Origin of the sequence: Streptomyces fulvorobeus (genome assembly GCF_013167895.1) — a bacterium.
In the GTDB taxonomy this organism is placed as follows: domain Bacteria; phylum Actinomycetota; class Actinomycetes; order Streptomycetales; family Streptomycetaceae; genus Streptomyces; species Streptomyces fulvorobeus.
On sequence record NZ_BLWC01000001.1, the window covers coordinates 4,357,080 to 4,368,007 of the forward strand.

At 73.1% G+C, this 10,928-nt stretch carries 9 protein-coding genes and 1 pseudogene; 4 read left to right on the top strand and 6 right to left on the bottom strand.

The annotated features are described in order from the left end of the window. The first annotated feature begins 3 nt into the window (after positions 1 to 3). Positions 4 to 1,245, top strand: coding sequence for a styrene monooxygenase/indole monooxygenase family protein (locus tag Sfulv_RS19840; RefSeq protein WP_173315918.1), 1,242 nt, complete (start codon positions 4 to 6; stop codon positions 1,243 to 1,245). On the opposite strand, the gene Sfulv_RS19845 is transcribed toward Sfulv_RS19840, so the two are convergent. From Sfulv_RS19845 to Sfulv_RS19870, 5 genes and pseudogenes are all read right to left on the bottom strand, one after another. After that, the gene (locus Sfulv_RS19845) at positions 1,212 to 2,570 is read right to left on the bottom strand and encodes a C40 family peptidase (RefSeq protein ID WP_173315920.1); all 1,359 of its coding nucleotides are present in this window, start codon (positions 2,568 to 2,570) and stop codon (positions 1,212 to 1,214) included. The two genes, Sfulv_RS19840 and Sfulv_RS19845, sit on opposite strands and share 34 nt — an antisense overlap. A 119-nt stretch (positions 2,571 to 2,689) precedes the next feature. After that, positions 2,690 to 5,280 (bottom strand): annotated as a pseudogene (locus Sfulv_RS29805) (outer membrane protein assembly factor BamB family protein). A 121-nt stretch (positions 5,281 to 5,401) separates the two neighbouring features. Next, positions 5,402 to 5,677, bottom strand: coding sequence for a DUF8847 domain-containing protein (locus Sfulv_RS19860; RefSeq protein WP_173315924.1), 276 nt, complete (start codon positions 5,675 to 5,677; stop codon positions 5,402 to 5,404). Positions 5,678 to 5,681: 4 nt separating this feature from the next. Then, positions 5,682 to 6,446, bottom strand: coding sequence for a TetR/AcrR family transcriptional regulator (locus Sfulv_RS19865; RefSeq protein WP_173315926.1), 765 nt, complete (start codon positions 6,444 to 6,446; stop codon positions 5,682 to 5,684). 61 nt (positions 6,447 to 6,507) lie between these two features. Further along, positions 6,508 to 7,443 carry an AurF N-oxygenase family protein gene (locus Sfulv_RS19870; RefSeq protein WP_173315928.1) on the bottom strand — a complete coding sequence of 312 codons (936 nt, stop codon included), beginning with the start codon at positions 7,441 to 7,443 and terminating at the stop codon, positions 6,508 to 6,510. A 182-nt stretch (positions 7,444 to 7,625) separates the two neighbouring features. On the opposite strand from Sfulv_RS19870, the gene Sfulv_RS19875 reads away from it, so the two are divergent. The 3 genes from Sfulv_RS19875 to Sfulv_RS31240 all read left to right on the top strand — a co-directional run bounded on the left by Sfulv_RS19875 (position 7,626) and on the right by Sfulv_RS31240 (position 9,709). Further along, complete coding sequence (locus Sfulv_RS19875; protein ID WP_173315930.1) at positions 7,626 to 8,732, top strand: ferritin-like domain-containing protein; 1,107 nt, start codon at positions 7,626 to 7,628, stop codon at positions 8,730 to 8,732. Between the two features lie 138 nt (positions 8,733 to 8,870). After that, positions 8,871 to 9,545: a hypothetical protein gene (locus tag Sfulv_RS19880; protein WP_305961377.1), complete on the top strand. Its 675-nt coding sequence runs from the start codon at positions 8,871 to 8,873 to the stop codon at positions 9,543 to 9,545. Then, positions 9,542 to 9,709, top strand: a complete 168-nt coding sequence (locus tag Sfulv_RS31240) for a hypothetical protein (protein ID WP_305961378.1) — start codon at positions 9,542 to 9,544, stop codon at positions 9,707 to 9,709. The genes Sfulv_RS19880 and Sfulv_RS31240 overlap by 4 nt, the downstream gene beginning before the upstream one ends. Here the strand turns inward: Sfulv_RS31240 and Sfulv_RS19885 are convergent, their stop codons facing one another. Further along, positions 9,710 to 10,903, bottom strand: coding sequence for an amidase family protein (locus Sfulv_RS19885; RefSeq protein ID WP_173315932.1), 1,194 nt, complete (start codon positions 10,901 to 10,903; stop codon positions 9,710 to 9,712). Between the last annotated feature and the right edge of the window lie 25 nt (positions 10,904 to 10,928).

The window sequence follows — 10,928 nt, forward strand, 5'->3', positions numbered from 1 at the left end:
GCGATGCGGAAGATACTCATTGTCGGAGCCGGCCAGTCCGGGCTCCAGCTCGCACTCGGACTGCAGTCGAGCGGGTACGAGGTCACCCTCATGTCCAACCGCACGGCCGACGAGATCCGGACCGGCCGGGTCATGTCGACGCAGTGCATGTTCCACACCGCGCTCCAGCACGAGCGTGACCTCCAGCTCAACTTCTGGGAGACACAGGCCCCGCGTATCGAGGGCCTCGGTGTGTCCGTCGCCGCCCCGGACTCCTCGCGGGCCGTCGACTGGGTCGGCAAGCTGGACGGCTACGCGCAATCCGTCGACCAGCGCGTGAAGATGGCCGGCTGGATGGAGACCTTCGCCCAGCGCGGCGGCCAGCTCGTCATCCACGGCGCCGCCGTCTCCGACCTGGACTACTTCTCCCGCACCTACGACCTGGTGATGGTCTCGGCCGGCAAGGGCGAGCTGGTCTCCATGTTCGGCCGGGACGCGGCGCGTTCGCCGTTCGACTCCCCGCAGCGCGCCCTGGCCGTGGCCTATGTGCACGGCATGGGTCCGCGCCCCGAGCACCCCGAGTTCGACGCGGTCCGCTGCAACCTCGTCCCGGGCGTCGGCGAGCTGTTCGTCATGCCGACCCTGACCACCTCCGGCCGTGCCGACATCCTGTTCTGGGAGGGCGTGCCGGGCGGACCGCTCGACGTCTTCCAGGGCATCAAGGACCCCTCCGAGCACCTCGCCAAGACGCTGGAGCTGATGGAGAGGTTCACTCCCTGGGAGTACGCCCGTGCCACCAAGGTCGAGCTGACGGACGCCAACGGCACGCTGGCGGGCCGTTACGCGCCCACCGTCCGCAAGCCGGTCGGCCGGCTGCCCGGGGGTGGACTGGTCCTCGGTGTCGCGGACGTGGTCGTGGCCAACGACCCGATCACCGGCCAGGGCTCCAACTCGGCGTCCAAGTGCGCGCACGCCTACCTGGAGTCGATCATCGAGCACGGTGACCGGGAGTTCGACGCGGACTGGATGCAGTCCACGTTCGACCGCTACTGGGACACCGCGCAGCACGTCGTGAAGTGGACCAACGCGATGCTCGGTGTCCCGCCGGAGCACGTGCTGAACCTGATCGGTGCCGCCGGTCAGCTCCAGCCGGTCGCCGACCGGTTCGCCAACGGCTTCGACGATCCGGCCGACTTCGACAACTTCTTCTTCGAGCCGGACCGCACGAACGCCTACCTCGCCGAGGTCTCGGGTTCCACGGCCTGATCCGGCACCGGGCTGTCCCGCCGGCCGGACGAAGGGACGGCCCGGCGGGACAGCCCAGCCCGGTGTCCCTGAGGGCTGTCCTCGGCCGGGGCGCTGTCGGAGCCGTACCCCGTGTCGTCACCCGCCGACGCGTCCTCGGGCAGCACCGGAGGGGTGTAGGTGCTCAGCGGCTCTGCGCCGGGGTCCGGGCGCACCGCGCCGAGCAGGGGGTTGGACGCGAGCGGTGAGACCTTCACCGAGGAGCCCGGCCGGGGCGCCTGCACCACCATTCCGTCGCCGATGTAGAGCGCCACATGGGTCGCCTTCGGGAAGTACACCACCAGGTCACCGGGGCGCAGGGAGGCGATCGGCACCTCCGGGAGCTGCCGCCACTGTTCCTGCGAGGTGCGGGGAACCGGCCGCCCGGCCGTCTCCCAGGCCCGCGAGGTGAGCCCGGAGCAGTCGAACGACGCCGGCCCCTCGGCTCCCCACAGGTACGGCTTGCCGAGCTGCCGGACCGCGTAGCGCACGGCGTCGGCCCCCTGCCGCGACGGTGGCCTCGTCGTGCTGAGTGCCCCGGACGCGACCAGTTCGCGCTGGGCCGTGTCCGTGGTCTCCTTCTCCAGCCGGGCGATGGCGGTGAGCTGTCCGGGGGTGAGCGAGGCCAGCGCGGCCTCGATGTCCTTGAGCCGGGAGCGCACCACGTCGCGCTGTTTCCGCTGCCTCGCGGCGAGCCTCTGCTGCTGGTCAAGGGCCTTGCGGGCCGCGGTCGCCAGGAGGTCCGCGCTCTTCTCGGCCCCGGCGAGCCGGTCCACCGCGGCCGCCCGGCCCGCCGCCACGCGCTGGAGGACGTGGCTCTGGTCCAGGGCGCTCGCCGGGTCGCGGGTGAGCAGCAGCCGCATGTACGCGGAGAAGTCCGACCGGCCCTGGTACTGCTCGCGGGCCAGCCGCCCGGCGTCACCGCGGCCCCGGGCGAGCGCGATGCGGGCCTCGGCCAGCTGGGACGCCAGCTTCTTCGCCTCGGCGGTCCGCTTCCTGAGCTCCTCCGCGGTGCCGTTGTACGTCTCCCCGGCCTCCTCGGCCTGGCGGTACAGCGCCTGGAGCTTCCTGAGCAGCCCGGCGACGCTCTCGGTCCCGCTGCCGCCCGCCGCGAACGCGTCCTCCGCGTCCACGGTCGTGTCGCCTGTCGTGTCCGCCGCCGTGTCCACTGCCTCGGCCGCGTCCGTCTCCTCGGCCTCGGCCGAAGGAGCGGGGACCGGGTCGACGGGTTCGGCGGTGGCGGGAGCGGCCGAGACGACCGCCGCGATCACCGCGGTGCAGAGCGCGCGCAGGACTCTGCGGGGCACGACATCACCTCCGATGACGGAGTGGGGAACCGCGGTCTGATTACCCCACTGATGACCGAATCCTCTTCATCCGGTCATGGGGTGCCAGGGGATGCAAGCACCGCGCGGTGTGGCGGCCCTCAGGCCACCGGGAAGGCGTAGAACGCCCTGCCCCGCTGGACGACGGCGGTCCCTCCCGACGTACGGACCTGGTACGCGGCCGGGGCCGTGGTGCCCTTGGGGTCCTTCGCCGGGTCCTGGACCCCGATGTCCTGAAACTTCCACAGCCGCCGCCCGTCCGCCGCCGCGAACGCGGTGACCTGGGTGGAATCCGCCGCGAGCAGCGTCCTGCCGCTGCCGCTCAGGGCGAGGGAGGGCGCGTCGCCGCCGAGGGGCACCTCGGTCGAGCGCCGCCAGCGCAGCCGCCCGGTCTCCCGCTCGACGACACCGACCTCCTGGTTCCGGTTGGTGACGTGAAGCAGGTCCCCTGAGGGGACCGGGGTCCCGAAGACGGACGCCTCGGTGCCGTTCAGCCGCCACAGGGGCTTGCCGGTGGCCGTCTCGAACGCCTGGAGGTCGTCGCCGACCGCCCCGTACAGCCTCCCCTCCTCGTCGCCCGCCGCCCCACCGGCCGGAGTGACCGCGCCGAACTGGCGGGTCCACAGCGCCTTTCCGGTCTTCCGGTCGAAGCAGCGGAAGACGCCCCTGCCCTTCGCGGCTCTGACGTCGGCGGGAGTGAGCGTGGCGGCTGTCTGGCGTACGACGAGGTCGGCGGCCCGCACGGCGGTGAGCCGGTAGGCGGGGGTGCCGGGCGCGCGTCCGGCGGGCAGGGCAGTGCGCCAGAGTTCCCTGCGCCGGACGATGTCGTACGCGAAGAGGTGGGCCCGGACGGCCTGGGTGTCCTTGCCCGGCTTCTTGCCCTTCTTCGGCTTCGGGGCCTTCACCGTGACGGTGTGGGAGCCCGTGAACCAGACGACGGAACCGGACCGGCCGGTGAGCGGGCCGACCGTGAGACCCGGCGCGCCGGCGAAGCCGGTCGCGTACGCCACGCGGTGGACGACCTTGCCGTCCGTGGGGGAGAGCCACAGGAACGCGGCCGGGCCCGCGACGAAGCAGAGGTCGTCACCGGCGGCCGTCACCTCCTGCCCGTCGGCGGCTTCCGTCTGCTGCCAGACCTTGCGTCCGGTACGCAGGGCGATGCCGGTGGCGCCGTTCCCGCCGCTGAGGACCAGTAGCTCGTCCCGCCAGACCGAGGCGGTCAGGGGCGCGGGCTCGGACGCCGGATGGGTGTACGTCCACCGGGGCTCGGGCGGCAGCCCGGGGACGGTGCGGCGGGGCTTCGGCGCGGGCTTGTCGTCGGCGGGGGCGGCGGGTCGTCGGAGCCGAGGGCGAGCACGGCGCCCGCTCCCACGAACAGCCCGGCGGCCCCGGCGGCGAGGGCGGTGAGGAGCGCCCTGCGGTCGCGCCCGGTACCGGAAGGGCCTGCCTGGGCGGCGGCCGGAACCTGGGCCGGTGCGGGGGCCTGGGCGGGCAAGGGGAGAGGGGCCCGCGGGGTCCGGGCGAAGGGCGCGGGGCTCTGCGGCGGTGCGGCCTGCGGGGAGGGGTGCGGGGCGGGGACGGGCGGGAGCGCGGGCTGTTCGCGGGGGAGCGCCAGTTGGGTGGTCGGCGGGTCGGTGCGCGGTGGCCTGGTCCCGATGGCCTTGAACCGGGTGGTGCCGCCGTCCTCCAGGGCGCCGCCGTTCGCCGACTGCTCCGGCGGCGCGACCGGCGAAACGGGCGAGGCGGCTGGGACGACCACCGCTTCCCGTACCGCCACCGCGTCCCGGGGTTCGTCCGACGGCGGCTTCAGCGCGCGGACCCGGCTCTCCTGCTCGGCCACCGCGCCCGACAGGGCCGCGGGCAGCCAGTCGCCCCCGGCCAGGGCCGCCGCGCCCTCCAGCGCCAGTTCGGCGGCGACCGAGCCGGCGGACGGGCGCTCGGCGGGCTCCTTGCTCAGGCAGCGGGCGATCAGCTCACGCAACGAGTCGGGTACGGCGTCCAGTTCGGCGTTTCCGTGCGCGATCCGGTCGGCGGCCCGGTCGGGCGGGCCGTCAGCGAGCGGGGTCGTGCCGGTCGCCGCGTACGCCAGCAGCAGCCCCAGGACGAAGAGGTCGGACGCCGGGCCCGCCTCCTCGCCCCCGATCTGTTCAGGGGTGAGATAGCCGAGCTGTACGGAGAGCTGGCCACCCGGCCTCGCCTCGGCGGCCGCCGCCGCGCCCAGCGGTCCGAAGGCGGTGAGCCGGGGCCCGTCCTCGGCGAGCAGCACCGTGTCCGGGGCCAGCCCCTGGAGCACCGCCCCGGTGGCGTGCACCCGGGACAGGGTCTCCGCGACGCCCGCGCCCAGTATCCGCACGGCACGCTCGGGGAGCGGCCCCGCGATGCCGATGACCTGAGCGAGCGTCAGCGCGGGGATGTACGGCCATGCCGTCCACAGCTCACCGGAGTCAGGGGCGGCGAGCGGGGCCTGCACCCAACCGCCGGCCAGCCGCTCGGCGGTGCGCGCCTCCGCCTGGAAGCGCCGCCGGAAGGCGGGCACCGCGGCGAGAGCGGGCCGGGCCGCGCTGACGACGGCGAGTTCGGCGGTGCCGGTGTCCCTGACCACGTAACTCACGGCGCTCGCCGTCTCACGCAAGCGCGCCAGCACGGTGTACGGGCCGAAGTGACGTGGATCGTCCTGACGCAGCGCCTCCATGGCGCACCCCCCTTGTTACCGTGCCTCGGCACCAGAGCGTCGATCCTAGAGGGTCAGGCACCTGCCACCCGGCCCGGGCACCCGCCCCGCGCCGGTACGCGCCGCGAAGGGGAGCGGTGCTTCAGTGCCCGCTGCCGGGCCTGGTCCAGGGCCACTTGAGGGTCTGCCGCTCGCGGCCCTCCGGGGCGTACTCGTACACCCAGCCGCGCGGCAGCCCCAGCCGCCTGGTGTGGCCGGCCGTGGTCCGCCGGTAGGCGTGCACGGTGGCGGGCCGGCCCTCGGCGCCTGGCACCGGCACCTCGTACCACTTGGGGGGATGGCCGGTCGCGCCGACCAGGACGGGCAGGACCCGGCCGTCCAGGGGACCGCCTCGGAAGAGGGTGTTCTCGCTTCTCACCCGGTCAGTGTGGCGCAGGGGGCAGCAGACGGGTGGCACCGGCCATCATCGGGATCACCAGATCAGCCAGCCGTCCGGCCGGCCCCGCCGCCGTTTCCAGCGGCAGCAGCTCGGCCACCGCCGCCGCGGTGTCGGCGTCGCTCGCCGCGGTCGCCGCGAGCAGCGCGATGAGGTGGTCCACGAGCCAGCCGCGCAGACCGGCCGCCGGGGGCTGCTTCTCCTCGTCCAGCCAGATGAGTGACGCGGCCTCGACGGCCGCGATCCAGGTGCGCACCATCATCCGCAGCCTCGGTCCCGCACTCCGCCGGCCGGGGCCGCCCCGGCCCAGGTGCAGCAGGATCTGCTCGGCCGCCGCCCGGCGCACCCCGTCGACGATCGCGGTCGTACGGGAGGTGTCGGCGACGCTGCCGCCCTGGAGCAGGGCGCTGAAACCGGCGTCGTGCTGGTCGACGAAGGCGAGATACCGGTCCAGGACCCGCGAGAGCCGCTCGGTGGGCGGTCCCACGGCGGGCTCCGTGAAGCAGAGCGTCAGCTCGGCGGCGGCCGAACCGAGCGCCGCCTCGTACAACTGCTGGCGGCCCCCGGGGAAGTACCGGTAGACGAGCGGACGCGAGACTCCCGCGACCGCCGCCACCTCGTCGAGGGAGACCTCGTCGGGGGCCCGGTGCGCGAACAGGCCGAGGGCGGCGCCGATGATCTGCGCGCGGCGCACCTCGACACCGAGCCTTCGGTAGGCGGGGGGCGTCGGGGCGCCGGCGGCGGAGGTCATGCCGGGAAGCCTATGGGGGTGCGGCCCCGGGCGCGCCGTTCGCGGCCACGGGACGCGGCTCTCAGGCCAGCAGGCCCGAGCTCCTCCACAGCCTGCGTCCCACTCCGTTCAGCACCCCGATGTCGTCGAGGAAGTCCGTCAGCCGCCTGGCCCCGGACTGCATGACCTCGGCGCGGTGACCGCTCGCCCTGACCTGGGCGACGGCTTCCCGGCGGTCGAGGCCGACGCGCTCGTACACCCGCGGGTTGACGAAGCAGACGGAGAAGACGCGGGCCGCCTCCCCGCAGCTGACCCGGGTGAGCTCCCGCTCCCAGCGCGGCGCGGTGACCATCTGGCGGCGCAGCTCCTCCCGGGCGTACCGGACGTGCCGTGCCTCCTCGACCACGTGGATGCGGGTCACCCCGCGCACCAGGGTCTGGACGCGCTCGTCCGGGAAGGTCAGCCGCTGCATCCAGTCCAGGATCTCCTCCCCGAGGAGGGTCGCGGCGAAGGAACCGGGGGTGGTGGAGACGGTCTTCAGGATGCGCGCCAGGTTGTGGTAGACGCGCGGTACGGGGTATTCGGGGGCGCCGCTCCAGGTGATCATGCGCCCGAACATCATCGAGTGCCGGCACTCGTCGGCTATCTCGGTGAGGGCGTAACGGACGTGGTTGCTGGTCACCGGCTTGTCGTAGATGTGCCGGACGAGCAGCTGCATGAGGATGATCTCGAACCAGATGCCGAGCGAGGCGAGCGACGCGGCCTCGTGCCTGGCCAGGTCCATCCGCTGCTCCTCGGACATCCTCCGCCAGAGCGGGGTGTCGTAGAGGGAGACCAGCTCGGGCGGCCAGAACCAGCAGCCCTCCTCGATCGCCGAGGCCCAGTCGAGCTCGGTGTCCGGGTCGAAGGAGTGCTTGGCCGAGGATTCGAGAAGGCGCTCGGCGATCTGCTCGCGGTCCCGCAGGGGTCCGAGTGCGTCACGGAGCAACTGCACATCGCGTTCGGTCGCTGTCGACATGGCTGGGGCACCTCACACCTGGGTTACCGACGGTCACCTCTTATCAGACTGCTTGTCAGCAAGCTCGTCAATCCCCTGCGCGCGACTTGTTGACCCGGCGTCTACCACCGTGTGAACCTGCCAATGAGCCCGGCGTACAAGGAACTTGACGATGTGACCCGCATGAGGCGAAGGAGCCGTCCGTGTCGACACATGACCTCTACACCACCGCCCCCGACGAGCCGGTCTGGCAGGTACCGGCCTCCGGGGCCGCCCGCTTCAGCTGGGACTACGACGACGGACGTGAGCGTCTGCTCGCCCTCTACCAGAAGGGCAAGGACAAACAGTGGGACGGCGACAAGCGCATCGACTGGAGCCTGGAGGTCGACCCCGCGGACCCGCTCGGCACGCCCGACGAGGCCCTCACGCTCCACGGCACACGGCACTGGGCGAAGATGACCGAGCGCGACCGCGGCGAGCTGCGCAAGCACTACACATCCTGGCAGTTCAGCCAGTTCCTCCACGGTGAGCAGGGCGCGATGGTCTGCGCGGCGCGCATCGTGGAGTCGGTGCCCGACCTGGACGCGAAGTTCTACTCCGCGACCCAGACCATGGACGAGGCCCGGCACGCGGAGATATACGCGCGGTTCCTGCACGAGAAGATCGGGATGCTCTACCCGGTCAACGACCATCTCAAGGGCCTGCTGGGCGACACCCTGCGAGACTCCCGCTGGGACATGCCCTACCTCGGCATGCAGGTCCTCATCGAAGGGCTGGCGCTGGCCGCCTTCGGCATGATCCGCGACACGACGACCGAGCCACTGCCCAAGCAGATCCTCGCGTACGTCATGCAGGACGAGGCCCGGCACGTGGCCTTCGGGCGGATGGCGCTGCGCGACTACTACCGGCAGCTGAGCGACGCGGAGCGGCGGGAGCGCGAGGAGTTCGTCATCGAGGGCTGCTACCTGATGCGGGACCGGCTCAGCGGCGTCGAGGTGCTGGAGAACTTCGGCATCGGCAAGCAGGAGGCCAAGGAGCTCTCCGAGCACTCGGAGTACCTCCAGCTCTTCCGCAAGCTGCTCTTCAGCCGCATCGTCCCGTGCGTCAAGGACATCGGTCTGTGGGGCGAGCGGCTCCAGAAGGCGTACGTCGACATGGGGGTGTTCGAACTCGGTGACTCCAGCCTCGATCTGCTGATGGCCCAGGACGAGGAGATCGCCGAGCAACTGGACCGCGACCGCTTCGCGGCGGAGGAGCGGGAGCGGGTGGCGGAGGTCGCGGACGCGATCACGCGGGGGCGTGCGGACTGAGCGGCCCCGGCCCGACGGACGCGCCGGACCGCCGGGCGGGGCGCGGTGCGTCGCCCGGGCGTTCCGGTTACCTCTCGACCTGATACCGAAACGGTCCTGGTCGAAATAACGTTCGTACGGGTCACGTACCGTGAGCGCATGACCATGCCGCCTCAGCCGCCCCAGGGCCCGTACGGGCCTTCTCAGCCTCCGCAGAACCCGTACGGGCAGCAGCCCCCCGGCCCGCCCCAGCAGCCCTACGGCTACCCGCAGCAGCCCCAGGGCCCGCAGGGGGCGTGGGGGCAGCCCGGGACACCCGGCCCGCCCGGCACGCACCCCGCCATGGGCGGGTGGCCGCCGCAGCCGCCGCCGCGCAAGAAGCGCACCGGGCTGGTCATCGGGATCGTGGCCGGGTCGCTGGTGGTCGCGGGCGGCATCGCCTTCGGTGTCGCCCAGCTCGTCGGGGAGGGGACGGACGCGGCGTTCCCCGAGGCCGAGTACGAACTCGTGGTGGCCAAGAAGGTTCTTGACGAGGAGTTCACCCTCGCCCAGGACATGTCCGAGACCGAGGGCAAGGAGATCGAGGAGACGCCCGACGCCAGCATCCGGGACGCCCAGGCCATCGTCGCGCAGTACACCGCCGACACCAGTGCCATCGTGATCTCGGGCATGCACGGGCGGCTCGCCGCCCCGGCTTCATGCGCGGCAAGATCATGGAGGGGGCGGCGGAGGCCGAGGGCTCGAAGGTCGTCGTGGCCGCCAAGGAGTTCAAGCCGAAGGGCTACGACGTCACGATCGAGTGCCAGGTCGTGCAGTCGAAGGAGGGCGGGATGACGAACAACATCCCCATGTGCGCCTGGGGCGACCCCAACACGGCGGCCATGATCGCCGTGGTCAGGGCGGAGGACGTGGTCAAGGACGCCAACTCGATCGACCTGAACAAGGTCGCGGAGGAGACGGCGAAGGTCCGCTCCGAGATCCGCAAGCCGATCGGCTGATCAGCCCGTAGCCGCTCCGTCGGCCTCGGTGGCGGCCGGTGCCGGGAAGCGCGTCCGCAGGGTGAACGCCCTTTCGGTGGGCCCGTGTTCACGCAGATGGAGGAGGCGCTTCGTAGGCAGCGCCTCCTCGGCCGCGCGGGCGATTCCGAGCAGCGGGACGTCCGCCCCGCGCGCCGCCACCAGTTGCAGCCCCACGGGGCAGCCGTCCGCCGTGAAACCGGCGGGCACACTCGCCGCCGGGTGCCCGCTCAGGTTGAACACCCATGTCGACGCCGTCGAGTAGATGCCGCCCGGACCCCCGTGCCCGTGCGGCCGGTTGGGAGTGACCGGGGCGAGCAGCAGCGGTGTACGGGCGAGGAGCGCGTCCAGCCTGCGGTCGTTCTCGGCGCGTACGGCGAGGGCGCCGGGCGAGGGTGCCCCCGCACGGACCTCCTGCCACGCCTGTGCCGGGTCGAGCAGGTGGCAGTCGCCCGGGCCGAGCCGTACGACTCCGGCGGCGGCCAGCCGCTCCACCGCCCCCCGGACCACCGCCGCCACCTCCGGGTCCACCCGGGCGTACCCGAGGTCCTCGCTGTACAGGGCCAGGACAGGCAGGCGCGCCTCCCACGGCTCGTACCGGTCGAGGACATGGCGCAGACACGTCTGCGCCAGCGCCGCCGAGCGGGCCAGCACTCCGGCCGCCGCCAGCCCGGAACGGTCGGGGGAGGGGAGCAGCCCGTTCGTCGTCTTCAGCCCGAACACCCCGCACCAGGCCGCCGGGATGCGGACGGACCCCGCCCCGTCGCTCCCGGTGGCCAGCTCCACCAGGCCCGCCGCGACGGCCACGGCCGAGCCGGCCGACGAACCGCCCGGAGTGCGGTCCGCGCGCCAGGGGTTGACCGTAGGCCCGTGCGCGCCCTGGCCCCAGGTCTGCCAGGCCGTGCCGGGCCCCGGCACCGAGGTGGCACCTACGGGGACCGCGCCCGCGGCGATCAGCCGCCGGGCCGCGAACGAGCGGATGCCGGACCGCCCCTTCACCGCGAACGGCAGCCCCGCCAGGGGGAGCAGGGCGGCGGCGGGTGCGCGGGCGAGGGCCTCCTCGTGCCACACCTCGGTGAACGCGCCGAGCCGCGGGTCGAGCCGGTCGATCCGGTCCAGGGCGGCCGCCACGGCTGCCACCGCCCGCCCGGGTGCCCCCGTCCGCTCCTCGCTCATGTCGTCAGTCTCCCGCAACTTCCCG

What these genes read in the sequence shown, in the direction of transcription:
- Sfulv_RS19840 (WP_173315918.1), top strand. Translation starts at nt 4, where the DNA reads ATGCGGAAGATACTCATTGTCGGAGCCGGCCAGTCCGGGCTCCAGCTC.
- Sfulv_RS19865 (WP_173315926.1), bottom strand. Translation starts at nt 6,446, where the DNA reads ATGACCTCCGCCGCCGGCGCCCCGACGCCCCCCGCCTACCGAAGGCTC.
- Sfulv_RS19870 (WP_173315928.1), bottom strand. Translation starts at nt 7,443, where the DNA reads ATGTCGACAGCGACCGAACGCGATGTGCAGTTGCTCCGTGACGCACTC.
- Sfulv_RS19880 (WP_305961377.1), top strand. Translation starts at nt 8,871, where the DNA reads ATGACCATGCCGCCTCAGCCGCCCCAGGGCCCGTACGGGCCTTCTCAG.
- Sfulv_RS31240 (WP_305961378.1), top strand. Translation starts at nt 9,542, where the DNA reads ATGACGAACAACATCCCCATGTGCGCCTGGGGCGACCCCAACACGGCG.
- Sfulv_RS19885 (WP_173315932.1), bottom strand. Translation starts at nt 10,903, where the DNA reads ATGAGCGAGGAGCGGACGGGGGCACCCGGGCGGGCGGTGGCAGCCGTG.